At 58.2% G+C, this 25,765-nt stretch carries 21 protein-coding genes; 2 read left to right on the top strand and 19 right to left on the bottom strand.

Features of this window, described 5'->3' with window-relative positions:
* Positions 1–16: 16 nt before the first annotated feature.
* The 5 genes from pheT to infC all read right to left on the bottom strand — a co-directional run bounded on the left by pheT (position 17) and on the right by infC (position 4,891).
* Positions 17–2,392: a phenylalanine--tRNA ligase subunit beta gene (pheT, locus tag GFN93_RS08270; RefSeq protein WP_153500468.1), complete on the bottom strand. Its 2,376-nt coding sequence runs from the start codon at positions 2,390–2,392 to the stop codon at positions 17–19.
* Positions 2,393–2,422: 30 nt separating this feature from the next.
* Positions 2,423–3,442: a phenylalanine--tRNA ligase subunit alpha gene (gene pheS / locus GFN93_RS08265; RefSeq protein ID WP_153500466.1), complete on the bottom strand. Its 1,020-nt coding sequence runs from the start codon at positions 3,440–3,442 to the stop codon at positions 2,423–2,425.
* Between the two features lie 258 nt (positions 3,443–3,700).
* Positions 3,701–4,060, bottom strand: coding sequence for a 50S ribosomal protein L20 (rplT, locus tag GFN93_RS08260; protein ID WP_153500463.1), 360 nt, complete (start codon positions 4,058–4,060; stop codon positions 3,701–3,703).
* Between the two features lie 25 nt (positions 4,061–4,085).
* Positions 4,086–4,280 carry a 50S ribosomal protein L35 gene (rpmI, locus tag GFN93_RS08255; protein WP_022986949.1) on the bottom strand — a complete coding sequence of 65 codons (195 nt, stop codon included), beginning with the start codon at positions 4,278–4,280 and terminating at the stop codon, positions 4,086–4,088.
* Between the two features lie 53 nt (positions 4,281–4,333).
* Positions 4,334–4,891 carry a translation initiation factor IF-3 gene (infC, locus tag GFN93_RS08250; RefSeq protein WP_153500461.1) on the bottom strand — a complete coding sequence of 186 codons (558 nt, stop codon included), beginning with the start codon at positions 4,889–4,891 and terminating at the stop codon, positions 4,334–4,336.
* 436 nt (positions 4,892–5,327) lie between these two features.
* On the opposite strand from infC, the gene GFN93_RS08245 reads away from it, so the two are divergent.
* Complete coding sequence (locus GFN93_RS08245; RefSeq protein WP_153500459.1) at positions 5,328–6,527, top strand: hypothetical protein; 1,200 nt, start codon at positions 5,328–5,330, stop codon at positions 6,525–6,527.
* Positions 6,528–6,586: 59 nt separating this feature from the next.
* On the opposite strand, the gene guaA is transcribed toward GFN93_RS08245, so the two are convergent.
* Together guaA and guaB are read right to left on the bottom strand one after the other, a co-directional pair.
* Positions 6,587–8,158: a glutamine-hydrolyzing GMP synthase gene (gene guaA / locus GFN93_RS08240; RefSeq protein ID WP_153500457.1), complete on the bottom strand. Its 1,572-nt coding sequence runs from the start codon at positions 8,156–8,158 to the stop codon at positions 6,587–6,589.
* Positions 8,159–8,339: 181 nt separating this feature from the next.
* Entirely contained in the window at positions 8,340–9,809 is a 1,470-nt protein-coding gene (gene guaB, locus GFN93_RS08235; protein WP_153500455.1) for an IMP dehydrogenase, read from the bottom strand.
* Between the two features lie 216 nt (positions 9,810–10,025).
* Between guaB and xseA the strand changes: the two genes are divergently transcribed.
* The gene (xseA, locus tag GFN93_RS08230; protein WP_153500453.1) at positions 10,026–11,384 is read left to right on the top strand and encodes an exodeoxyribonuclease VII large subunit; all 1,359 of its coding nucleotides are present in this window, start codon (positions 10,026–10,028) and stop codon (positions 11,382–11,384) included.
* Here the strand turns inward: xseA and GFN93_RS08225 are convergent.
* The 12 genes from GFN93_RS08225 to ndk all read right to left on the bottom strand — a co-directional run bounded on the left by GFN93_RS08225 (position 11,329) and on the right by ndk (position 25,624).
* The gene (locus GFN93_RS08225; protein WP_328594412.1) at positions 11,329–13,248 is read right to left on the bottom strand and encodes an ATP-binding protein; all 1,920 of its coding nucleotides are present in this window, start codon (positions 13,246–13,248) and stop codon (positions 11,329–11,331) included. The genes xseA and GFN93_RS08225 overlap by 56 nt on opposite strands.
* A complete protein-coding gene (locus GFN93_RS08220) occupies positions 13,245–14,102 on the bottom strand; it encodes a type 1 periplasmic-binding domain-containing protein (protein WP_153500451.1) in 858 nt (285 codons plus the stop codon). The genes GFN93_RS08225 and GFN93_RS08220 overlap by 4 nt, the downstream gene beginning before the upstream one ends.
* A 1-nt stretch (position 14,103) precedes the next feature.
* Positions 14,104–16,164, bottom strand: coding sequence for a TonB-dependent receptor plug domain-containing protein (locus tag GFN93_RS08215; RefSeq protein WP_153500449.1), 2,061 nt, complete (start codon positions 16,162–16,164; stop codon positions 14,104–14,106).
* An 89-nt stretch (positions 16,165–16,253) separates the two neighbouring features.
* On the bottom strand, positions 16,254–17,660 hold the full coding sequence (der, locus tag GFN93_RS08210; RefSeq protein ID WP_153500447.1) for a ribosome biogenesis GTPase Der: 1,407 nt from the start codon (positions 17,658–17,660) through the stop codon (positions 16,254–16,256).
* A gap of 120 nt (positions 17,661–17,780) precedes the next feature.
* On the bottom strand, positions 17,781–18,929 hold the full coding sequence (gene bamB / locus GFN93_RS08205; RefSeq protein WP_153500445.1) for an outer membrane protein assembly factor BamB: 1,149 nt from the start codon (positions 18,927–18,929) through the stop codon (positions 17,781–17,783).
* An 11-nt stretch (positions 18,930–18,940) separates the two neighbouring features.
* Entirely contained in the window at positions 18,941–19,576 is a 636-nt protein-coding gene (locus GFN93_RS08200; RefSeq protein WP_328594410.1) for a YfgM family protein, read from the bottom strand.
* 238 nt (positions 19,577–19,814) lie between these two features.
* The gene (gene hisS / locus GFN93_RS08195; RefSeq protein WP_328594409.1) at positions 19,815–21,083 is read right to left on the bottom strand and encodes a histidine--tRNA ligase; all 1,269 of its coding nucleotides are present in this window, start codon (positions 21,081–21,083) and stop codon (positions 19,815–19,817) included.
* 101 nt (positions 21,084–21,184) lie between these two features.
* Positions 21,185–22,303: a flavodoxin-dependent (E)-4-hydroxy-3-methylbut-2-enyl-diphosphate synthase gene (gene ispG, locus GFN93_RS08190; protein ID WP_153500443.1), complete on the bottom strand. Its 1,119-nt coding sequence runs from the start codon at positions 22,301–22,303 to the stop codon at positions 21,185–21,187.
* Positions 22,304–22,321: 18 nt separating this feature from the next.
* The gene (locus GFN93_RS08185) at positions 22,322–23,185 is read right to left on the bottom strand and encodes a RodZ domain-containing protein (protein WP_153500441.1); all 864 of its coding nucleotides are present in this window, start codon (positions 23,183–23,185) and stop codon (positions 22,322–22,324) included.
* Entirely contained in the window at positions 23,182–23,964 is a 783-nt protein-coding gene (gene pilW, locus GFN93_RS08180) for a type IV pilus biogenesis/stability protein PilW (RefSeq protein WP_153500439.1), read from the bottom strand. Before pilW ends, GFN93_RS08185 begins: the two co-directional genes overlap by 4 nt.
* Positions 23,964–25,106 carry a 23S rRNA (adenine(2503)-C(2))-methyltransferase RlmN gene (gene rlmN / locus GFN93_RS08175; RefSeq protein ID WP_153500437.1) on the bottom strand — a complete coding sequence of 381 codons (1,143 nt, stop codon included), beginning with the start codon at positions 25,104–25,106 and terminating at the stop codon, positions 23,964–23,966. Before rlmN ends, pilW begins: the two co-directional genes overlap by 1 nt.
* An 86-nt stretch (positions 25,107–25,192) precedes the next feature.
* Positions 25,193–25,624, bottom strand: a complete 432-nt coding sequence (gene ndk, locus GFN93_RS08170) for a nucleoside-diphosphate kinase (protein ID WP_153500436.1) — start codon at positions 25,622–25,624, stop codon at positions 25,193–25,195.
* Between the last annotated feature and the right edge of the window lie 141 nt (positions 25,625–25,765).

Here is a 25,765-nt window from a genome sequence, read left to right as displayed (position 1 = left end):
CACTCCCAATCCCGAATCAATCCCTTAAGGCGGCGTTAAACTGCTGTTTTAACTGAGAAACAACAGTATCTACCAGGTCGTTGACTTCTTGATCCTTAAGAGTGCGTGAACGGTCCTGGAAGGTCAAGCCCAAAGCGAGGCTTTTGCGATTTTTGCCGATGCTATCACCTTGATATATATCGAAAATCCGAACATCTGTGAGACGCTCATCACAGGCAGAACGCGCAGCAGCTACCAGTTCGCCGGCGGGGACGCTGTCATCAACAACAAAGGCCAGGTCGCGACGCATGCGCGGCTGATCAGAAACACCCACAAATTTTGGCAGCACACCCTGCTGAAGCGGGGCTGAGGCAAGTTCGAAAGCATACAGGTTGGCAGGCAGATCAAGATCTGAGGCCAGCCGCGGATGAATACGGCCCAGGTAGCCCACCACCTCGTCACCCCGCTTGAGAGCAGCCGTCTGCCCGGGATGCAGCGCTGGGTGCTCACCGGCGGTAAAGGTGAAGTCAGCGGCATCAGACAGCGTCAGCAGCGCTTCCACATCCCCTTTCAGATCAAAGAAGTCCACAGGACGCTTGCCTTCCCAGTTCTGGGGTTGGGCGCTACCAAACACCAGGCCGGCAATCATGGGCGTCTGCTCCAGACCTGCTTCACCCGGCACAAACCGCAGACCTGTCTCGAACAGGCGCAGTCGGTCAGCCTGACGGTTAAGGTTGTGACGGGCAGTGCTGAACAGGCCAGCCAGCAGGGTGGTACGCATTACGCCCAGATCCGAGGAGATGGGATTGAGCAGCGGCAGCGGCTCAAAACGAGGCTCCACCTGCTTGAGCAGGCCCGGCTCCACGAAGGTGTAGGTGATCGCTTCCAGGTAGCCTCGGTCAATCAGGGTGTCGGACAGACGACGCAGGGCCACCACGTGCTCTCCCACGGTTTCACCGGAGGGAGAACCCGCTGGCACCCGGCTGGGCAGCTTTTCATAGCCGTAGATACGCGCCAGCTCTTCGATCAGATCCTGCTCGATCTCCATATCAAAGCGCCAGCTCGGCGCCAGCACGACCCATTCCTTGCCGCTCGCCTGAGTAGACACTTCCATACCCAGACGACTGAGGATGTCTTCCACCTGGGTGGCCGGCAGCCCCATGCCCAGCAGCCCCTCAATGCGCTCGGCATGCAGGGTGATCTCGGCCTGTCTTGGCAACTTGTTCTCATCGACGGCCTCGGTGACCGGGCCCGCCTGACCACCAGCGATTTCCAGAATCAGGGCCGTGGCACGCTCGATAGCATCGTTCTGCAGCTGCGGATCCACACCACGCTCGAAACGGTGGGACGAATCCGTGTGCAAGCCGTAGGAGCGGGCCTTGCCGGCAATGGCCAGCGGTGCGAAGAAGGCACATTCCAGGAAGATGTCCTGGGTACTGTCTGTCACGGAGGAGGCCTTGCCTCCCATCACACCTGCCAGCGCCAGTGTGTCCTTGTCATCGGCGATGACGAGGGTGTCGTCGCGCAGGGTCAGTTCCTGCTCGTCCAGGGTAACCAGCTTCTCTTCAGCGCTGGCCTTGCGCACGGTGATCCCACCGTTCAGCTTGGCCAGATCGAAGGCATGCAGGGGCTGACCCAGCTCCAGCAGCACATAGTTGGTCACATCAACGATGGGGTCGATGGTGCGCAGGCCTGCACGGCGCAGACGCTCAATCATCCACAACGGGGACTCGGCCTTTACGTTAACGCCCTTGATGACACGGCCCAGATAGCGGGGACAGGCCTCGCTGTCAGCCAGGGTCACGGTCAGGGTATCGTCAATGGCCGGGGCCACCTTGCTGATGGCCACTTCCGTGATCGGGCACTGGTTCATCACACCCAGCTCGCGGGCAATACCGCGCACACTCAAGCAGTCAGCGCGGTTGGGGGTCAGGTCCACCTCAATCACCGCATCATCCAGCTGCAGGTACTCACGGAAGCTCTTGCCCACCGGCGCGTCTTCCGGAAGCTCCATCAGACCATCGATCAGGTCTTCCAGGCCCAGCTCGGAGGCGCCACACAGCATGCCGTTGGATTCAACGCCACGCAGCTTGGCTTTCTTGATCTTGAAGTCACCAGGCAGCTCGGCCCCTACCTGGGCGAAGGGGATTTTCAGGCCAGGACGCACATTGCTGGCACCACATACAACCTGAGTGGTGTTGGTGCCGTTGGACACCTGACAGACACGCAGTTTGTCCGCGTCGGGGTGCGGCTCGCAGCTTTCCACGATACCCACCACCACGCCGGAAAACTCCGGTGCCGCCGGCTCCACACCGTCCACTTCCAGGCCTGCCATGGTCAGCTGTTTGACCAGAGTGTCTGTATCGACCGCGGGGTTCACCCACTCCCGCAACCAGGCTTCATTCACTAGCATTTTCGAATTCCTTAAACGTGTTTGCGGGCGTTAGCTGAACTGGGACAGGAAACGGGTATCGTTTTCAAAGAACAGCCGCAGGTCATTGACGCCATAGCGCAGCATGGTGATCCGCTCGATACCCATGCCGAAGGCAAAACCGCTGTACTCGTTGGCGTCCACACCACCGTGCTCAAGCACTTTGGGATGCACCATGCCGCAGCCCATGATCTCGATCCAGCCGGTATGCGAACACACCCGACAGCCTTCACCACCACAGCTGACACAACCCACATCCACTTCGGCGCTGGGCTCGGTGAACGGGAAATAGCTGGGACGGAAACGCACCGGCAGGTCTTCCACTTCGAAGATGAAGCGCAGGAATTCGGCCACGGTGCCACGCAGGTCGGCAAACGTAATGTCCTTGTCCACCAACAGGCCTTCGACCTGGTGGAACATGGGGGTATGGGTCAGGTCGGAGTCACAACGATACACCCGGCCCGGCGCGATGATCCGAAACGGCGGCTTGCCCTGCTCCATCACCCGCACCTGCACCGGCGAGGTGTGGGTACGCAATAGTCGACCATCACCAAAATAGAAGGTGTCGTGCATGGCCCGCGCAGGGTGATGGGACGGGATATTCAGGGCTTCAAAGTTGTGGAAATCATCTTCCACTTCCGGCCCTTCGGCAATATCAAAGCCCAGGCGCAGAAAGAAATCCTCAATGCGGCGACGCATGCGGTTCACCGGGTGCAGATTGCCCGGCATGTCACCACGACCCGGCAGGGTTACATCCACGGTTTCGCTGGCCAGCTGCTCGGCCAGAGCCGCCTCTTCCAGCAGGGTCTTGCGAGCAGAAATGGCACCCTGCACCTTTTCCTTACCCTCATTGATCACCGCACCAGCCTGGGGACGCTCTTCCGCGCTCAGCTTGCCCAGGCCCTTCATCAGCGCGCTGATTTCCCCCTTCTTACCCAGGTACTTCACCCGTACATCGTCCAGGGCCCGGATATCGCCAGCTTGTTCGACTTCTGCCAGGGCAGCGTCGACCAGGGCATTGAGATTTTCCATTGAAGACTCCGCAGTCTTTTAAAAGCTGCAAGCTTCAAGCTGCAAGCTTCAACGCGGCTCCAGCGCTGTGCTATTCGAAAGCTTCAATGCCGCGCCCGAACTTAGCGGCGCAGGGAAAGCGGTTTCGGGTGGCAACAGTTGCGAACCGTGTTGTAGCTTGCAGCTTGTAGCTTGTAGCTGGTCTTTTAAACAAAAACGGGGGAAGAGCGCGAGCTCTTCCCCCGTTAGTGTACTGTCAGGCTATTGCTTAACAGTGAATCAGGCGGCAAGACTCGCTTTGGCTTTTTCGGCCAAAGCGCTAAAGGTCGCCAGATCGCGAACAGCGATGTCCGCCAGTACTTTACGGTCGATGTCGATGGACGCTTTTTTCAGACCATCGATCAGACGGCTGTAGGACATGCCGTTCAGACGCGCAGCGGCGTTGATACGAACAATCCACAGACGACGGAACTGACGCTTGCGAACCTTACGGTCGCGGTAAGCGTACTGACCGGCTTTGGTAACGGCCTGAACCGCTACGCGATAAACACGGCTGCGGGCACCGTAGTAGCCTTTAGCCTGCTTGAGAATCTTCTTGTGCCGACGACGGGCCTGCACACCACGTTTTACTCGTGCCATTTTTCAGTCTCCAGATCCGTATCAGTTATGCGTAGGGCATCATGCGTTTAACCAGAGCTACATCAGACTCATGTACCTCGGTTTTCGGACGCAGCTGACGGATAGTCTTGGAGGACTTCTTGGTCAGAATGTGGTTTTTGAATGCCTGCTTGCGCTTGAAACCGGAGGCGGTTTTTTTGAAACGCTTGGCAGCCCCACGATTTGTCTTGATCTTAGGCATGGTACCTTCTCAAGTTGGTTAGTTAATGCAGTAACCTTTCAGCTACAGAAAGGTTACTTCTTCTTTTTGCCCGGGCCGATCACCATGATCATCTGGCGACCTTCCATATTCGGGCGTTGCTCAACAGTGCCGATTTCTTCCAGGTCCTTCTCGATACGCTCGAGCAGATCCCGGCCCAGCTCCTGGTGCGCCATTTCCCGGCCGCGGAAGCGAACGGTAATCTTGGTTTTGTCGCCGGCCTCGAGGAACCTTCTGAGGTTACGCAGTTTCACCTCATAGTCGCCGATATCGGTGCCGGGACGGAATTTGATTTCCTTGACCTGAGTCTGACGCTGCTTCTTGCGCCCGTCTTTGGCCTTTTGTTTCGCCTCAAACAGATGTTTGCCGTAATCCATGATTCGGCAAACAGGCGGTTCCGCACCAGGGGAGATTTCTACCAGATCCAGCTGTTTAGAAGTGGCGTTCTCAAGGGCTTCCTGCAGGGTCACAATTCCCAGCTGTTCGCCGTCCACATCGATCAACCGAACGTCGGTTGCCTGGATTTGCTGATTAATTCGGGCGCGTTGCTCGCGGCCCTTATTGCCTCCACGCTTAATGTCGTGAACCTCCAATCTATTATCGACAATGAGGCGACTAGCCTCGTCCCCTCAGTAAGGCGCGCATTGTATGCCACCACAACGGGCACAACAACCCCAAACCCGTGGGCTGGAGCACGCAACTGACTGAAACGGAATGAACTCTGCCCGGTGGTGAGACGTCACGCACAACCCCAGAGGAGTGCATCATCGTCCCGTACGCCGGGAAGGCTGCGTATTTTAAGCAAATCCGGCTATTTTTCAAGCATCTTCATTACCCCCGGAGCTCCCCGACCACCATGGCCGGCTAGCCATGGCCACCCCACCGTATAATCAAGCAAGACACCGTGATGCGTGATGGGCACGCTGATTGGCCAACCCAACCCTGTTTCGGATAATTTGAACCATTTAACATTCCGGGGTCAGCTTGTAATGTTCCAGATGGGTTAGCAATGGGGGACAAAAGACAGCGATGGTAACGGACAAGCAAGGCCATAACAGCGATCCTGGCCATAATCGTTTGCGCGAGACAGACTCGCAGTGGCTTGGGCCGGGGGATGCCATCGACAAGCTGGACAACCTTGTCACCAGCCTCTACAGCTGCGTAGAGCATAAAGACGGCTTTGACCCCTTCCTGTGCCGCATCCGGGAAGAACTGGACCTGGCCAGCTGCTGCCTGGCAGTCATTCAGAAGAAACCTCAGCTCAAAGGCCTCTATGGCTGGGCCGTCGGCTACCCCCCTGGCGTGGTTCCCCTGATGCTGAAGACCGGCCTGGTCTTCAAGGATGAGGCCATAGCCCGGGCCCTGGAGCAGGGCCCCAACGCCCTGTTCAGTTATGCGGACGGGGATCCGGACCGGGATGTATTCGATGGCATGTCCAATTTCACTCGCACCTGGATTCGTGCTGCCGGCATTATCGACAGCGCCGCCATCGCCTTTACCAATAAATACCAGCAGCAGGTCATTCTGGTCTTCAACCGGCACAAGGGCAGCCCGATCTTCAGCAAGCAGGAGATGGCATTGCTGTCTCGCCTGAAGAAACATGCCGAGATTGCACTGGACCTCTACGAGCGGCTGCATCGCTCAGAGCAGATCTTCAAGGATCTGCAAAGCAGCATTGCCGTCCTCAGACAACCCGTGGCCGTGTTCTCTCCAGTGACGTTACTGATCAGTGCCAGCCCGTCATTCCTGGATATTGGCCGTCGCTATCAGGTCTTCAAGGTGAATGAAAACAGCAAGGAGATCGAGTTCCGGGATCAAGCCTTTGCCAAAAGCTTCTACACCCAGCTGATGCTCTTCATTACCGGTGAGACCTCCGCGCTGGACGACAACGACACCCTTTATCTGCAAACCGATGCCCTGCCCTTGCGACTCTCCATTACCCCGGTGCATAACGAGCAACGCAATAATCGCAATGTATTGGTCGAAATTTTCGACCCCAATGCCTGTCGCACGCCAAGCACCGCAGAAATCCGCAAGGTCATTAACGCCACGGAAGCAGAAGCGCGCGTCTGTCTCTGCCTGCTCAAGGGAGCCAGCACGGCTGAAGCTGCCGAGGAGCTGGCGCTGGCCGTCAGCACCATCCGCACCAACATCAAAGCCCTGTTGCAGAAGAACAGTTTCAACCGGCAGGTGGACCTGATCACGCATCTATTGAGGATCTGCTCCTAATGGGACCTCAATGCGCATAAAAAAGGCGGCCCGTGGCCGCCTTTTTTACTTACACCTGCTTACTCCCACTCAATGGTAGCTGGCGGTTTAGACGAGATGTCGTAGGTCACCCGGCTAATGCCCGGGATTTCGTTGATGATACGGCTGGAAACCAGTTCAAGGAACTCATAGGGCAGATGTGCCCAGCGAGCCGTCATGAAGTCGATGGTTTCCACCGCGCGCAGCGCTACCACGTATTCGTAGCGACGGGCATCGCCCACCACGCCCACGGACTTCACTGGCAGGAACACCGCGAACGCCTGACTTGTCTTGTGGTACAAGCCCGCAGCACGCAGCTCTTCGATGAAGATATGGTCTGCCAGACGCAGGGTATCGGCATACTCTTTCTTCACTTCGCCAAGGATGCGCACACCCAGACCCGGTCCCGGGAAGGGATGACGGTAAACCATGTCATAGGGCAGCCCCAGCTCGAGACCGATCTTGCGCACTTCATCCTTGAACAACTCGCGCAGCGGCTCGACCAGCTTGAGCTTCATGTCTTCTGGCAGACCGCCCACATTGTGGTGACTCTTGATCACGTGCGCCTTGCCGGTTTTGCTGGCGGCAGATTCGATCACGTCCGGGTAGATGGTGCCCTGGGCCAGCCAGTTGGCATTCTTCAGCTTGCCGGCCTCTTCATCAAAGATCTCGATGAAAGTATTACCGATGATCTTGCGCTTCTTCTCAGGATCCGCCTCGCCCGCCAGCTTGCCAAGGAAGTTGTCCTCGGCATCCACACGGATCACTTTCACACCCATGTTGTCGGCAAACATTTCCATGACCTGATCGCCTTCCTGGTGACGCAGCAGACCGTTGTCCACAAACACACAGGTGAGCTGCTCGCCGATCGCCTTGTGCAGCAGGGCCGCGACCACGGAAGAATCCACACCACCTGACAGACCCAGAATCACTTCATCACCACCCACCTGCTCACGGATGGTTTCAATGGCATCGTTGATGATATTGCTCGGGGTCCACAGCGCTTCACAGGCACACAGCTCGCGCACGAAACGCTCAAGCAGACGACCGCCCTGCAGGGTGTGAGTCACTTCCGGATGAAACTGGATACCGAAGAAACGTTTCTCTTCGTTGGCCATGGCAGCAATCGGACAACTGCCAGTAGTGGCAATCACCTTGAATCCTTCCGGGGTGGCGCCAACACGGTCACCATGGCTCATCCACACGTCCAGAAATTCCTTGCCGTGCTCTTCGTGATCGACAATGCCATCCAGAAGACTGTTCTTTTCAGCCTTTTCAACGCGAGCGTAGCCGAACTCGTGCTTTTCGCCAGCCACCACCTTGCCGCCCAGCTGCTCCGCCATGGTCTGCATGCCATAGCAAATACCCAGCACCGGCACACCCGCCTCAAACACCGCCTGCGGTGCACGCGGCGTCTCTGCGGCCGTTACGGATTCAGGGCCACCGGAGAGGATGATCCCCTTGGGTGCAAACTCGCTGATTTCCTCAGCGGTCATGTCGAAGGCACGTATCTCACAGTAAACACCGATCTCACGCACACGACGCGCGATCAGCTGGGTGTACTGGGAACCGAAGTCCAGAATGAGAATGCGCTGGGCATGGATGTCTTGCATGGGGTTCTATCCCGCGGTGGTTGCCGACGGTTAGGCCGGGCCTTGTTGGTAACAGGTCGGACGTCGCATGTCTGACGTCGGACACTAAAAGCAAAACGGCCGGAGATAACCCCGACCGGTTCTGGCGTCAGACGTCCGGCTTCGAACGTCCGACCCCTCTCAAGTCACGACAGGCCCGGAATCACCCAACCGGGTAATTCGGCGCCTCCTTGGTAATGGTCACGTCGTGAACGTGGGATTCCTTCATACCGGCGTTGGTCACCTTCACGAACTCCGGCTTGGTGCGCATCTCTTCCACGGTGCCACAACCGGTGTAACCCATGGAGGCACGCAGACCGCCCATCAGCTGGTGGACGATGGCACTCATCGGGCCTTTGTACGGAACCCGACCTTCGATACCTTCCGGCACCAGCTTCTCGATACCAGCTGAAGCATCCTGGAAATAACGGTCTGAAGAGCCAGTCTTGCCAGACATGGCACCCAGAGACCCCATGCCACGGTAGGCCTTGTAGTAACCGCCCTGATACAGCTCCACCTCGCCAGGCGCTTCTTCTGTACCCGCGAGCAGTGAACCGATCATGATGGCGCTGGCGCCGGCCGCAACGGCTTTGGCGATGTCGCCGGAGAAGCGAATGCCTCCATCGGCAATCAGCGGAACCCCGGTGCCTTCCAGTGCAGCAGCCACATCAGAAATGGCAGTAATTTGCGGCACACCGATGCCGGCCACAATACGGGTCGTGCAGATGGAACCCGGGCCGATACCGACTTTCACGGCATCAGCACCCGCTGCCACAAGATCCTTGGCGGCAGCAGCAGTGGCGATGTTGCCACCGATAACCTGCACTTCCGGGAAGTGTTTCTTCACCCAGGCCACTCGATCCAGCACACCCTGGGAATGACCGTGGGCCGTATCGACCACAATCACGTCCACCCCGGCCTCGACCAGTGCAGCAACGCGCTCATCGGTGCCTGCACCCGTACCGACAGCCGCGCCGACACGAAGGCGGCCCTGGGAGTCTTTGCAGGCATTGGGATATTTGCGGGCCTTCTCGATATCCTTAACGGTGATCATGCCGCGCAACTCGCCAGCATCATTGACCACCAGCACCTTCTCAATACGATTCTTGTGCAGCAGCAGCTGCACTTCGTCTGCACCCGCGCCTTCCTTCACGGTCACCAACCGGTCCTTGCCGGTCATGATGTCCTGAACACACTGGTCGAAATTGGTCACGAAGCGGGTATCGCGGCTGGTCACGATGCCAACTACCTTGTCACCCTCGACCACCGGCACACCGGAAATATTGTTGGCTTCGGTCAAACGGAGCAGCTCGGCCACGGTGGCGGTCGGGCCGATGGTGATCGGATCTTTCACCACGCCGGACTCGTATTTCTTCACCATGCGCACGTTACGCGCCTGCTCTTCCACATCCATGCTCTTGTGAAGGATGCCAATGCCGCCTTCCTGGGCCATGGTGATGGCCAGACGGTACTCGGTGACCGTGTCCATGGCTGCGGAGACCAGCGGGATGTTAAGTGAAATGTCCCGAGTCAGCTTACTCTTCAGGGACACATCCTTGGGCAGCACATTGGAATGGGCGGGCACAAGCAGAACGTCGTCGAACGTCAATGCCTCTTGCACGATTCTGAGCATATTGCACCGTAGGAAGTGAGGGGAGAGCCTGAGCAGCCATCCGCTTGGGATTCTGTCAGGCGCACCCGGAGTTAAGGAGGAGGACCGGGTGCCGCCGGTTAAGGCGACCTTACCTTGGCCACCCCCGGAAATTAAGCGGGCGATTATACGTCATTGTGCGCCTTGTACACAATCCAGACAGTGGCAGAGTACAACGAAAATCGCTACTCTCCCGCGATGAGCTTTTCATCCCGCACCGACCCCTTGTCCATCAGCCAGCTGAACCTGGAAGCCCAGGGCCTGCTGGAGGGCTCCTTTGCCGTCATCTGGCTCCAGGGGGAGCTTTCCAACGTTTCCCGCCCCTCTTCCGGCCACTGGTATTTCAGTCTCAAGGACAGCCGGGCCCAGATTAGCGGCGCCATGTTTCGAAATCGTAACAGGCTGGTGGATTTCAACCCCCAGAACGGCCAGCAGGTGCTGGTGCGCGCCAAAGTCACTCTGTATGTGCCACGCGGCAACTTCCAGATTGTGGTGGAACACATGGAGCCGGCCGGCCAGGGCGCACTCAAGGCGCAATTTGATGCACTCAAAGCGCAACTGCAGGCTGAGGGCCTGTTTGCCCAGGAGCGCAAGCAGTCGCTGCCAGCCTGGCCGAACCAGATTGGAGTGATTACCTCGCCCAGCGGGGCGGCCATCCGGGATATCCTTCAGGTTCTCAAACGCCGCTGTCCATCTATCCCTGTGGTCATCTACCCTGCGGCCGTTCAGGGCGCCGAAGCCCCTGCCCAGCTTCATCAGGCGCTGCAGCTGGCCATTGCCCGTAACGAATGCGACGTTCTGATTATCGGTCGGGGCGGCGGTTCACTGGAGGATTTGTGGGCCTTCAATGACGAAGCCCTGACGCGGGCGGTGGCGGACTGCCCTATCCCGATCGTTTCTGCGGTGGGCCACGAAGTCGATACCGGGCTCACCGACTTTGCCGCCGACTTGCGGGCCCCAACCCCCTCTGCAGCCGCCGAGCTGGTCAGCCCGGACCTGACAGTGGTCAGCCAGCGCTTCGGCACCCTGCAGCGAAGACTAAAGTGGGTCATGGCTCAGCAGCTGCGCGGCCCAAAGGATCGCCTGCGCCATCTGACCCAGCGACTGCGCTCACCGCGCCACCACCTGGAACAGAGCAGCCAGCGGCTGGATGAATTGCAGGCCCGCCTGCAACGGCAAATCCGTCATCAGTTGCGACTCACGGAAAGCCGGCTGCTGCCCGCCCAGCAGCGCCTGGCACGGGTCTCCCCGGAGCGCCTTCTGGAGGCTCGCCAGCAACGGCTGGAAAACCTCACTCTGCGCCTGCCACAACCTGTGCTGCGCAAGGTGGAACAGCAGCAACTTCAGTTGGCGAACCTGAGCAAGCGACTGGATACCGCCAGCCCCCTGCAAACGCTGGCCAGGGGTTACAGCATCAGCTTCAAGGGCAAGCAGGCGATGCGGTCAGTGAATCAGTTGAAGCCGGGGGATACGGTCACTACCCGGCTAAAGGACGGAGAGTTCAGCGCCCGGATTGAGCACGTTCAGGGGTCAGATACGGGGTCAATACCCGACTAAGTTGCTGACGCCGGAAGGGTTTGGCCAGATGGGCATTCATGCCTGCAGCAAGGCAACGCTCGCGCTCTTCTTCCATGGCATTGGCGGTCAGCGCAATCACCGGCATCGGCACCCTGCCCTGCTCCCGCTCCCACTGCCGGAGGAGACGTGTAGCCTCCATGCCGTCCATGACCGGCATCTGCACATCCATCAGGATACAGTCGAAATCGCGCTGCTCAGCTTTTGCCAGCGCCTCCCTGCCATTCACGGCAGTAACCACGGTCACTCCCATTTGCTCCAGAATACGACGTGCCACCATCAGGTTGACTTCGTTATCTTCCACCAGCAGCACCAGGCCATTCAGGGTGCGCGGAGCATCATCGTTGCCAATCAGCACAATCTCGCGATCATCACTCACCTCATTCCGGAAGAACAACCGCAACGACACCGTAAAGGTACTGCCTCCGCCCTCTGAGCTGGACAGGGTCAGCGTCCCGCCCAGCATTTCGCTGAGTTTGCGCGCAATAGCCAGCCCCAGCCCGGTTCCACCGAAGCGACGCGACGTAGAAGAGTCAACCTGGGAAAAGGCCTGAAAAAGACGGGACTGCTTGTCTTCAGGAATACCGATGCCGGTGTCCTTCACCGCCAGCTTCACGTCCAGCCAGTCTTCGCGGACCTGATGGGCGGAAGCACTCACGGTGATGCCGCCTTCATTGGTGAACTTGATCGCGTTGGAGATCAGGTTGTTGAGCACCTGACGCAGGCGCGTCGGATCGGTTCTGACCCGTTTACCGCTGATCAAGGCATCCTTTTCCAGCTTCAGATACAAGCCCTTTTTTTCGGCCAGGTAACGAAAGGTGGAAAGGCTATTATCAAGCAACGGGTCCAGCTCGAAGAAGACCGGGTCCAGATCCATGCGTCCGGCTTCGATGCGGGAAAAGTCCAGGATGTCGTTGATCACATCCAGCAGATGGCCAGTGGACTCCAGCGCCACCTGGGTATATTCGTGCTGCTCTTCGCTCTGCCGGGTTTGCTCAAGCAGCTGCAGCATGCCCAGCACCCCGTTCATGGGTGTGCGCAGCTCATGGCTCATCATGGCGAGAAAATCGCTCTTCGCCTGGCTGGCAGTCTGTGCCTGCTTGTGCGCAGCCTGCAATTCGTTGATGGCACTCTGCTGGTCTATTCGCGCTTCTTCCAGGCTACCTGCAAGCTGGTTGATGTCGCTTTGCAAATCACCCAGCTCACCCTGCAGATTACTGGTGCCGCGCACATGGTAATCACCACCACGCAGGGTGCGTAGCAGACCCGACAGATAGTTCAGCGGCGAGGCAATCTGGCGAGCCAGATAATGGGCGATCCACAGGCCAAGAATCATTGCCGACATGGCGGGAATCAGGCTGGCAAGCAGGATCTCCTTCTGCCTCGCCAGCAAGCGGGAGCTGGACATCCCCAACACCACCTCACCAATACGCACTGGAGCATCCCGGTGATTGGCCGACACCCGCATGGTGTCTGTATCGATCAGCGGCTGGCGATAAATTCCGGAGTGAAACTCGATAATACTGCTGCCAGCCACCCGGTCTTCACGCCCCTCGTACAGCAGCACCTTGCCGTCATTGTCCCTGAATACCACGTACTGGAGATCGGCCTGCTGCATGGCCAGTTGGGCCTGACGGCGCAAGTCGCTGTAGTTACCCGCCAGCACACCGTACTCGGAAGAGGACGCCAGCTGGGAAGCCATAAAGCTGCCCAGGGCCTGCAGATCACGATCCGCATCCTCAAAACGTTGCCAGGTCAACGCCACCAGCAACAAGCCGAGCATGAATAACGCCGGCACCACCCCGAGCAACTGGAGTTGCTTGCGGATGCCTGCCCCCGCCTTCACGGCATCACCTCGAGAGCTTCTCGTAGTGCTTCAGAGTCGTGGAAACGCATGTCAAAACTGTTGGCGACGTGTTCGTTAACGATCACGGAGGGGGTATGAACAAAACCTGAGCGCCGGAAACGGTGACGCGCCCTGAATGAGTCCAGCTGAATCAGCGTTTCGGAGACCAGATCGCCACCACTGGCAAACAGGCTTGCAGCACTGCCCGCATGAACATAGCTCTGCTCCGGACCAAACACCGGGCGTCGTTGCCGATAGCTGGTCAACAGGACCAGTTTTGCGCTGTCCGGCCCAAACAGGCCTTCATCCACTGGTAATACCAGGGCGTCCAGGGCCCCCAGCTCTTCACGCAATACGCGGCCAAGCTCTTCAGGTTTGTCTATCCGAAACAGGGTCAGACCAAGTCGGCCGCCATAATCCTTGACACTACCTTCCGACCAGGCGCTGTTCTTGCCAATGATCACGCCCACCTTCGCAGCCACGGGCATCATCAGTTGCAGCATGGCCAACTGGTCGTTCAGGGCGACCCCCGCCCAGATCGCGGCACAATGGCAGCCTTTGCGGCGCAATTTTTCCTCCAGGCGCCGACTCACAAACACACCCAGTACGGGCTTGTCATGACGGGAAGCACGAGAGAATGCCTCATCCCCCAGGGCCACAATCAATTCAGCATGTTCGCCGGAGGGCGCAATGCGAATATTCGGATCCCCCGCCTGCAAGGCATTCACAAAACCGCTCTTGAAAGGCCCCTCCGCTGCCTGAACATGGACCCTCAAGGGTTCGCTGGCAAACAGCGGCTGCGCTGACGACAATAGCCAGAGAAGCAAAAACCAACATCCATGTTGAGCTTTCATCTCAGAACCTCACCGACACCCCGAGCCACATCCTGTCCTCGGCGTAACGGTTCTCTTCAAACACTATTGGCGCCTTGTTGAGCGCATGCTGTGCCACCGCCTTCCATTCCACCTCCGAGCCAGCCAGCCGATGCCGAAAGCGGAGCTGGGCATCCACTCGCTCGAACGTATTCTGATTATAATCATTGAACAGATAATAGGCTGAACTGAGACCCCAGCGCTTGGTGAGCTGCCAGGCCCACAGCATACTGCCGCTGTTTCGGGCTGCCAGACGGGTCTCGGTCTTGATATTGGTGCGGGTATGAATATGGGCCCCCGTGGCCCTCAGCAAGTGGTTTACGGTGGGCCGCCAGGTAAGCTGTGCCTCCGTTCCCTGATGGAACACCTCTCCATCATTCGCCGGCACAAACTCGAACAGGTTGAGCGAATTGCTCAGCAAGTTGGTGAGCGACTCCTGGAAATAGCGAACGTCCAGTTCCAGCTCCTGTAACTGACCAAAGTAGCCCACTTCCCAGGAGCGAATTTCTTCTGACTCCAGCGTGCCCGGACTGGTGCGGGTGACGAAGAAATACGCCGGCGACCAGCCCAGCAACCCCTGAGGGTCTGATGCAAAAGCTCCACGCAAATCGTTGGCCCGAATATTGGTTTTCGCCCGGTCTTCATAAATATCGGGCGTCCGCACGGCCTCGGAATAGACATAGCGAAGACTGTGCCCCGGCATGAAACGCCAGTTCACTCCGGCTCGCGGGCTGAAATGCTTGCCGGTGAGCTCATCGTGCTCCCAATAGCCACCCAGATTGACCAGCACATTACGAATGACCTCCGCAGACAAGTTGCCAAACCCACGGTAACTCAGGTTCTCTTCTGTGCCGGACAGATAGGTCTCGGATTGCGCGCGATCCTGGCGTACGTTCAGACCACTGACCAGCCGCAACCGATCCGTGATTTGCAGGGTATCCTGCAGCTCCAGGTCATAGCGCTCTTCCTTGACATCAAGCTCATTGACCGCACAGAAATCCTCACCAACGCCCGACAGCACACCATAACGGGCGAGGACATCCGGATCAGAAAAGGCTGCATTCAGGGTGGCGTCAATATCGCTATTGTTGGCCAGAAAGAGGTCACGTAATTCCTGACTGAAGAACAAGCCGCCCCCCGGTCCGGTCTGCCCGGTCACCGGATCGAAATAGCACACCTTGAAGTCAGTCACTTCGTTGTTGTACTGGCCATACCCGGTGAGTTTGAGTTGGTGGGTATCACTGAAGACATGCTGCCACTCCAATTGCAGAAAGGCGCGCTCTCCTTTCTGTATCGGATCCTGACGGTACTCGCCAATGTCCGCGACACCACTTTCCTGAACTCTTTCCAGTCGGCTGGTGCTGCCTCCCGCCAGAACAGCAAAGGTGTTTTTCTCATCCGCCGTCCACAGCCATTCGCTGTTGAGCGTTTCGATCAACTTGGCATCAGGCAGCTTGGCATCTTCAAAGGGCTCGTCGTACCCCTCATCGGCACGACGTGCCACTGAGGCCCGCCATGCCATATCCTCTGACTGCCCCGCAGCCGCTGCACGGCCATCACGAATGCCATTATTACCGGCCGCCACAGACACGCTGTTGCGGCTGATATCCCTGGGATCACGAGTGATGATGTTGATAACCGCGGTAAATGCGTTGGCGCCGTAGGCCGCTGCCGCCGGGCCACGGGTGACCTCTATGCGCTCAACGTCCTGAATGTCCACCGGCATGTCATTCCAGTTGACGCGGGAAAGTCCAGGCTGGTATTGGCTACGGCCATCCAGCAACACCAACATGCGGCGGGTATCGCGGGCCTGGGTGCCATGATAGGCCACGGTGGGCACATTACCGTCCACCTTGACGGCAGACATGCCAGGCACCAGCTTGAGCACTTCATAAAGTTCGCGGGCGCCGCTGGCCTCAATCAGGTTACGGTCGATGACCGTGACGCTGGCCGGTGCCTCGGACTGGGGCTGACTGACCCGGGCGGGCGTCAGCACCATGGCAGGCATGTCGCTCATCGGCATCATGGGCTCCATGGGCTCCATGGCCCATGCCGTTGACGACAAAGCAGAAAAGGCTATTGCTCCCCAAATCCCCCGACGTTTGATAGCGAGCCCTCCCTGAATGCTGCGACTTATTTTTTCATGCGCTTGATCATTCGGCGCCGCTTGTGGGCCTGACGATCGGTGAGCACATTCTTCTTGCCCTCATACGGATTGGTGTTGGACTTGAATTCAAGCCGTATGGGCGTCCCTTCCAATTTCAGCACTTCCCGGAAGCGATTTTCCAGAAAACGTTTGTAGCTGTTTGGCAAGGATTCCGTGCGGTTCCCGTGCAAAACGATGGTCGGCGGGTTGTTGCCGCCCATGTGCGCATAGCGCAGCTTGGCCCGGAAACGGCCGTTTCGTGGTGGCGGATGCCCGGCCAGGATGGACTCCATGATGCGGGTCATCTCGTTGGTGCCAATCTTGATGAAGGCACTGTCCCACGCTTTTTCCACCATACCCCAAAGGTCGCCGACCCCGGTACCATGAAGCGCTGAAATGAACTTAATCTTGACCCAAGGGGCAAATTCAAGACGCCGCCCCAGTTCAATCCGCACCCTTTCCTTGTGGTCGGCATCAAGCCCGTCCCACTTGTTCACCGCGATCATCAGCGCGCGGCCACTATCAAGCGCATATCCCAAAAGATGCAGATCCTGATCGGTAATGCCCTCCCGGGCATCAATCACGATCACCACCACCTGGGCAGCCTCCACCGCCTGCAACGCCTTGATAACGGAGAACTTTTCCACCATTTCATAGACCTTGCCACGGCGGCGTACCCCGGCGGTATCAATCAGGGTGTATTTCTTGTCCATCCGCTCAAAGGGAACTTCAATAGAATCCCGTGTGGTGCCGGCATGATCGAACACCACCACCCGCTCTTCACCCAGCATCCGGTTGATCAGGGTGGATTTACCCACATTCGGACGCCCCAGCACGGCCACGCGAATGCTGCCATCATTGGTGTCGACCGGCTCGCCGTCTTCGTCGAAATAGGGTTCAAGATCAGGAAAGGCTTCCAGCACGGTCTCGATCATACTGCGCACGCCACGGCCATGAGCGGCGGCAATCGGCAGCACTTCGGTCAGGCCTAGCGTGTAAAAGTCGGCCATGGCCGTATCCGGATCGAGCCCGTCGGTCTTGTTGACCACCAGGTAGGTCGGCTTGGGCAGCTTGCGCAGCTCAGCCGCAATCTGCTCGTCAGCGGCAGTCAGACCCGACCGGCCATCCACCATGAACAACACCAGGTCCGCCTCACCGACCGCGGTCAGCGATTGCTCGGTCATCGGCACATCGATGCCATCATCGTTTTCACCAATACCCCCGGTATCCACCACGGTATAAAGGTAGTCGCCAAGCCTGCCATCACCGTATTTACGGTCACGGGTCAGGCCAGGGAAATCAGCAACCAGGGCGTCGCGGGTACGCGTCAAACGATTGAACAGGGTGGATTTGCCCACATTGGGCCGCCCCACCAGGGCGATAACCGGCTTCATAGGTGTCTCTGCAAGAGTATTTGGGCGCTATGGTAACGCGAAACGGGTTGGTGCGCTGCACGCAAAACGCCGACCAGGGCCGGTCGGCGCTTGAGTCACTGTCAGGTTGACGACGTCCTGCTAGCGGGGAACCAGACGGTAGGCCGACAACTTGCCATCAAAACCGATCACGTACAGCACGTCATCGTAGGCCACCGGCGTACCGGCAAAACCATCACGGTCATGGCGCTTGCGGGCCACAATGCTGCCATCATCCGCATTAAGCCAGTGGATATAACCTTCAAAATCGCCCACTGCCACCAGCCCATCCTGATAAGCAGTGCCTGTCAGGCGGCGGCCATACAGCTTGTCCTGCTGCCAGAGAACCGTACCACCACGCTGGTCTATAGCCCGGACCACACCCACATCGTCAGCAACGAACAGGCTGCCTGCGCCACTGGTGCTGATGGCGGTGGCACTGGACATGGCCTTGTCCCAGTATTGACGACCGGTATCCTTATCCAGCACACCCACCTTGCCCTGGAAGCTGACCGCGAAAACGCCGCCCCCCTCCACAACCAGACTGCCATCCACATCCACAAGGCGGTCCAGCTCGGAACGGCCGGTCGGCTCAGCAATGCGCTTTTCCCAGATGGGAGAACCACTGACCAGATCCAGCGCCGCCACCTTGGCATTAGCGAAGCCAGCATAAACCTTGTCACCGGCAATCACTGGCTGGGCCAGACCACGCAGAGTCAGGGTCGGAGGTGGCGTTTCATAATCCCAGCGCTGCTCACCGGTTTCGGCGTCCAAGGCGGTCACATGGCCATCCTGGGTCTGAAAAATGGCCAGGCTGCCATCACTGGTCGGAATGGCCAACGCCTCACCGGTCAACTGGGTGCGCCAGCGGGTTTCACCCGTTTCCGCGTCCAGTGCAACCGCCATCCCCTCACGGGTCCCGTAGAGCACCATGCCATAGCCGGCATAGAATGCCCCTGCGATGCGGTCACCGGTTTTCACCCGCCACAGCCGCTTGCCCTTGTCGCGCTGAATGGCATAGACGTTACCATTCACATCTCCCGCCACCACCAGCTGGGTAGTTACGGCCGGACGCAGGGTCAACTGACTCTCTTCAAGGCCATCGCCCACCCCCTCACTCCACAGCCGTTTAACCTTGTAGCTGGCCTTGAATTTGGGCAGATCGTTGGGCTCAATGGCGTTTGGGTTGGAGCTGCAGCCACTGACCAGCACAAAGCCAGCCAGCAGCAGGGGGAGCAGAAGGTTTTTCATGAAAATCCTGTTCAGGAAGCGGTCTTCAGGTCATCCAGTTTCATCTGTACGCGGTCTTTCTCGCCTGCATCCTGGAGTACGTTCAGCGCTTCGGCATAATGTGCCTGAGCTGCAGCCAGATCGCCCTGGCCCTTCGCAGCGTCACCACGCAGTTCCAGCGCCATGCCACTGAAGGCCTGCGGGAACTGACCGTTCAGTGCAGATTCGGCCTTGTCCCAGGCTTGCTGCTGCAGGTAAACCCGAGCCAGGCGCATTGCTGCGGTGTAGGTGAGCTCATCAGTGGCACCATCATTGGCCACTTCTTCCAGCAAGGAGATGGCTGCATCATAGTCAGCCTCGGACACCGCCAGGCTGGCCTTGGCCAGACGGGCATGATCCGCATAGGCTGAGCTCGGATAGCTTTCGATCAACGCATCGGCTTTCTCGGTCACGGCGTCTTTGCGGGCTTCGCCCAGACTTTCCAGCATGCTCTGGTACTGGCTGGAGGCTTCTGCGGACTGTTCGCCCTGATAGCCCTGCCATTCACGCCAGCCAATCAGCGCCGCCACGGCCAGAACCACGGTGATGATCGCGGCAGTGCCGTTTTCCTTCCACCAGCTCTTGAGCAGTTCCGCCTGTTCTTCTTCGTCACGGATGTAGTCGACCACCCTGATCTCCTTTCGTTTTTATGACCCGGAAGCGTTACTCCCGGCGCTTGTTTATTTCGCATCCCGACGTTCGAATCAACGTAGGGGAAGCAAGCCTCAAGCTTCAAACTACAACGCGGCAAAAGCCTTGCTTTTCGATTTCCGGCAACGCCGCGCCCGAGCTTAGATTGCGGGCAACACGATAACAAACGGCACCCGCCTTCTATCGCGCCTTGTAGCTTGCAGCTTGTAGCTGCCTTTATCCCAAGAGCGACGTCACCGCGTTGGCCACATCGCCCTGGGCAACCTGTACCTGTTCGCCCTGGCCACGCAGCGGCTTGATCGTCACCACCCCACTGGCCAACTCATCTTCACCGATGATCAGGGCCACCGCTGCACCGCTGCGGTCCGCTTTCTTCATCTGGCTTTTGAAGCTTCCGCCGCCACAATGCAGTTGCACACCTTTGCCGGGCAAGGCATCGCGCAGCTGCTCCGCAAGCGTCATGGTCGGGGCCAATACGTCACCCATGGCCATCACATAGACGTCAACCGGCGCCGACAGTTCCGGCATTTGCTGTTCCACCAGCAGGATCAGTCGTTCCACACCCATGGCGAAGCCTACCGCCGGGGTTGGCTTGCCGCCCAGCTGCTCCACCAGACCGTCATAACGGCCACCGGCGCAGACTGTGCCCTGGGCACCCAACGCATCGGTGACCCACTCAAACACGGTTTTGCCATAGTAGTCGAGGCCGCGAACCAGATAAGGATTCACTTTATAAGCAATGCCATTGGCATCCAGCAAGGCTTTCAGGCCTTCGAAGTGTGCACGGGCATCATCGTTCAGGTAATCGGCCAGCTGCGGGGCACTTTCCAGCACCTGGCGGGTGCCACCGTCCTTGCTGTCGAGAACCCGCAACGGGCTGCGCTCCAGACGCTTCTGCGAATCTTCGTCGAGTTGCTCGAAGTTGGCTTTCAGGTACTCCACCAGCGCCTCGCGATAACGAGCCCGGTCGTCGCTGTCACCCAGGGAGTTCAGCTCCAGCGTCACCTTGTCGGCCAGACCCAGGGCCTGCCACAACCGCGCGGTCATCATGATTACTTCCGCATCGATATCCGGACCGGTCATGCCAAAGGTTTCCACCCCGATCTGGTGGAACTGGCGATAGCGACCCGCCTGGGGCCGCTCGTGACGGAACATGGGGCCGGTATACCAGAGCCGCTGGGTCTGGTTGTACAGGAGACCGTGCTGTTCACAGGCACGCACACAGCTGGCGGTACCTTCCGGGCGCAGCGTCAGGCTGTCACCGTTGCGGTCGTCAAAGGTGTACATTTCCTTTTCGACGATATCCGTTACTTCACCAATGCTGCGCTTGAACAGGTCCGTCTGCTCGACGATGGGCATGCGGATTTCCTGATAGCCGTAACTGGCCAACACACCACGCACCTTGTCTTCCAGCCACTGCCACAGGCCAGTTTGCTCCGGCAGGATGTCATTCATCCCGCGAATGGAGGTAATTTTTTTACTCACGGAAATTCCTTGCTAAAAACGTCAGACCTCGGGAGGCGAACATCTGGCGCAAAACCTTATGGGTTCAAGCGTCAGACGTCAGGCTTCCGACGTCCGAGCAATCATTCACTTCTCGCAATGATGCCCTTGGCCTCATCTTCGCGCTGTTTCTTTACCTTGGCCCGTACCATCCGTTCCAGCTCGTCCACCAGGTCTTCTTTGGTGACATGATGGCTCTTCTCGCCATCAAGGTAGGAAAGATTATTGGGCGTGCCACCGGTCAGTCCCACGTCCGCCTCTCGGGCTTCGCCGGGGCCGTTGACCAGGCAGCCAATCACGGCCAGATCCACAGACTCATTGATATCTTCGAGCCTTGCTTCCAGCTCGTTGACGGTCTTGATCACATCAAAGTTCTGACGGGAACAGCTGGGGCAGGCAATGATATTCACGCCCTTCTTGCGCAGGTTAAGACTCTTGAGGATATCAAAGCCCACCCGCACCTCTTCCACCGGGTCTGCTGCCAGGGAAATACGGATGGTGTCGCCAATGCCTTCCATCAGCAGTGAGCCCAGGGCCACGGCCGACTTGACCGTACCGGAGCGAAACGTGCCCGCTTCAGTCACGCCCAGATGGAGGGGCTGCTCAATCTGTTGGGACAATTTGCGGTAGGCCTGCAGTGTCATGAACACATTGGACGCTTTAACGCTGACCTTGAAATCCTGGAAGTCATGGCGATCGAGAATATCCACGTGACGCAGGGCAGACTCCACCAGTGCATCAGAGGTCGGCTCGCCATACTTGCGCTGCAGTTCCTTTTCCAGGGAACCGGCATTCACACCGATCCGGATCGGGATCCCGTTATCCTTGGCGCACTGAATCACCGCCTTGATACGATCCTCCCGACCAATATTGCCGGGATTGATACGGAGGCAGTCGACACCCCGTTCGGCCACCGCCAGGGCAATCTTGTAGTCGTAGTGAATATCCGCCACGAGAGGCACGTCCACACGCTTGCGAATTTCGCCAAAGGCATCGGCCGCTTCCATGCTGGGCACAGAAACACGCACGATATCCACACCAGCATCCTGCAAACGCTGGATCTGGCCTACCGTGGCGTCCACATCACAGGTTTCAGTGTTGGTCATGCTCTGAACAGAGATGGGTGCATCACCGCCCACCGGCACCTTGCCGACAAAGATTTGTCGGGTCTTGCGGCGCTCGATTTTGACTTCCGGTTCCATGGTGTGTCCTGGCCTGAATCAGGGAAGAGTGAGAGAAACGACTTTACCGGGTGAATCCGTCGGCAAGGTGACAGCCTCGCCATTCAGGAAAAGTTCGCTCACCGCAGCCGCATTACCGAGCTTGAGGCTAAACGGTGCCTTGCCATCCACCTTCAGGGTGGCGCCAGCAGGCTTGACGCCCTGGCGCAAGACGCGGCCATTGGCATCGCGAATCTCCATCCAGCAATCTGCAGAGAGATCCAGCACGAGGCGGTCCAGCCCATTATCTGCCAGCATGTCCGGATCAATTTCCGGCTCCTGAACCGCTGCCTTGTCTTCGGCCACATCCTCAGCAGACCCGGTTTGCTGCCCCGCATCGTCAGCGGTCATGCCCGCCATGGCAGACCCCACCTCAGCGGTGCCCGCGTCGTCCTGAAGTTCTGTGTCCAGAGGATCGCTACTCTCTATCGATTCGTCAGACATCTCCTCAAGCGGAGCCATCTCTGCACTGTCAGAATCAGATGAACCCTGCGGCCAAAAGACCACCGCCAGCACGCCAATCATGACCAGTGCCACCACCCACATCAGTGGACGGGTCAGCAGCCCTGGCTTGCGTGGCAGGGTCGGCAGCTCCAGCGGCTTGTCGAAGGCATCCTCATTAACCATCTGCTGGAAGGTATTTGCCACTTCATCCGCAGGCAAACCCAGTAGCCGGGCATAGTTCTTCAGGTAACCCTTGACGAAGGTGGCCTCGGGCAGGCGCTCGTAATCGTCAGCTTCCAGTGCCAGCAGGTAGGATTGAGAGAGGTGCATACGTTTTGCCGCCTCTGCCGTGGTCCAGCCCATGGCTTCACGGGCCTTTCGGCAACGCTCGCCGGGTAACACGACCATCTTGTCACTCATTGTGCGCTCTCCCGTGCCGCTTTCCATTCCTGCCACTGCCGGAACTCCGGCGAGCGACGATAGAGATTTTCCAGTGCCAGTTCATAACTGGACAGCTGATCCTTGTAACCCAGCGTAGCCGCCAGCTGTGAACCCAACAGCAGTGAGCGCGCGGTTTGCCGGTTGCTGCGCTGTACGTACTGCTGGTAATAATCCCAGGCCATACGGGTGCGATCTTCCTTGAAATACAGATCCGCCAGTTCCAGGTTGGGAATCACTGCCCGCGGATTCAGGCGCAGGGCCTTGATAAAGGCTTTCTGGGCCTCTTCATCACGACCCAGCTCGCGATAGCAGCGACCGATATTTTCCCAGGCACTGCCACGCCCGGAATAGCTCGGATCGTTCGCCGCCCGCTCGAACCGCTTCAGGGCATCGTCATATTCCCCACGGGAAAACAACAGGGTGCCGTAGTTGTTCTGGGCCGGAGAGTAGTGACGATCAGCGCTGACCGCCTTCTTGTAGTGATATTCTTCCATGGCAGGATCTTGCTCATACTTGTAAAGCAACGCCATGGCATTGTGTGCAACCGCACTGTTGTCATCGAGCTGGAGGGCACGGGAAAAATGTCGGCGTGCCTCCGCTGGATCGCCTTGTTGAAGGTATTGCAGGCCCGCAGCGACCCGGCTGGTCACTGCATCGTCAACTTTGACTTCCCGCTCACCAGATTCCACCGTCACGCACCCGGTGGAGAGAAAGCCCATAAAGAAAAGGGCCCAAAAACCGCGAATAAGAGGATTCATTACGCTTGCGCTGTATTGTTATCCGTGTGTTCGGAGCGGTGAAAAATGGATTGCTTCCAGCGCTCACTGCGCCGGGTCCGGTCCTGCACCTGCCCCACCAGCTGACCACAGGCGGCGTCGATATCATCACCGCGCGTCGTCCTGACTGTAGTCAACAATCCATTGTCATTCAGATACTTATGAAATTCCAGAATATCGCTCTTGCGGGAGCGTTCATATCCCGCATGCGGGAAAGGATTGAACGGAATCAGGTTCACCTTCACCGGAATACCGTTGAGAAGTTTAACCAATTGACGTGCATGTTCCGGTTTGTCGTTCACATCCCGAAGCATCACATATTCCATGGTGATGGTGTTGTGCTTGTGGGTAATGTTCTTGGTGTAGCGCTTGCAGGCCGCCATCAGTTCTTTCAGCGGGTATTTGCGGTTCAGCGGCACCAGCTCGTTTCGCAGCTCATCGTTGGGCGCGTGAAGGCTGACCGCCAGCGCCACATCCAGATCCTGACTCAGCTGGTCGATTTTCGGGATCACGCCCGAAGTGGACAGCGTGATGCGCTTCTTGCCGATCCCGTAGCCGAGGTCATCCTTCATGATGCGCATGGCGGTGAGCACGTTGTCGTAGTTAAGCAGGGGCTCGCCCATGCCCATCATTACCACGTTGGTGATCGGGTGCTCACCCAAATTGCGGCGCGGGCCAAAAGAGCGGCTCGCTTGCCATACCTGGCCGATGATCTCGGCGCTGGTCATGTCCCGCTGGAAGCCCTGCTTACCGGTGGAGCAGAAGCTGCAGTCCACTGCACAGCCCACCTGTGAGGACACGCACAGGGTGCCGCGGCGGCCATCGGGAATAAAGACGGTTTCCACAGCACCACCATTATCCAGTTCGAACACCCATTTGCGGGTGCCGTCACGGCTGATGCTTTCGTGGGTCACTTCCGGGCCACGGATTTCCGCCACCTCGGAAAGCTTCTGGCGCAATGCTTTACCCACATCGGTCATTTGCTCGAACGAATCCGCCTGATGATGGTGGATCCACTTGAGTACCTGCTGGGCACGGAATTTCTTCTCGCCCATATTCAGGAAGAACTCTTCCATTTGCGGGCGATCAAGACCGAGCAGATTGACCTTCTGTTGGGCTGTCATAGCATTCTCCAGGACGGGAATTTGCCCCGTCTATATACGCGTCTGCCACGGCACAGGCCGTGGCAGACAGAGCAACATCGCTGAAATTAGCGAGTGCGCGGGCACAGTTCTTCGTCAGAGAAGAAGTAGGCCACTTCGCGGGCAGCAGACTCGGTGGAGTCAGAGCCGTGTACCGCGTTCTCGTCAATAGTCTGAGCGAAATCGGCGCGGATGGTTCCCGCAGCCGCTTCTTTCGGGTTGGTAGCACCCATCAGATCACGGTTCTTGGCGACGGCATCTTCACCTTCCAGAACCTGAACGACCACAGGGCCGCTGGTCATGAAGGACACCAGATCGTTGAAGAAGGGACGCTCTTTGTGCTCGGCGTAGAAACCGCCCGCCTGCTCGTCGCTCAGGTGTACCATCTTCATGGCAACCACTTTCAGGTCGGCCTTCTCGAAACGGGCAACGATGTCGCCGATTACGTTCTTGGCCACGGCATCAGGCTTGATGATAGAGAGGGTGCGCTCAACAGCCATCAGTCTGTTCACTCCAGATTTACGTTAAATGGTCCTCGGAAACCCAAACGGCTCCCCGGGGCAATGACAGGGGCGATCGGCAGACTGGCAAGCAGTCCACGCAGCAACCCCCTGGAACCGGCGGATTATACGCAAGAGAGG

Source organism: Alcanivorax sediminis (assembly GCF_009601165.1).
GTDB lineage: Bacteria > Pseudomonadota > Gammaproteobacteria > Pseudomonadales > Alcanivoracaceae > Alcanivorax > Alcanivorax sediminis.
Note: the sequence above shows the minus strand (reverse complement) of the source record. Positions and strands in the feature narration are given on the sequence as shown.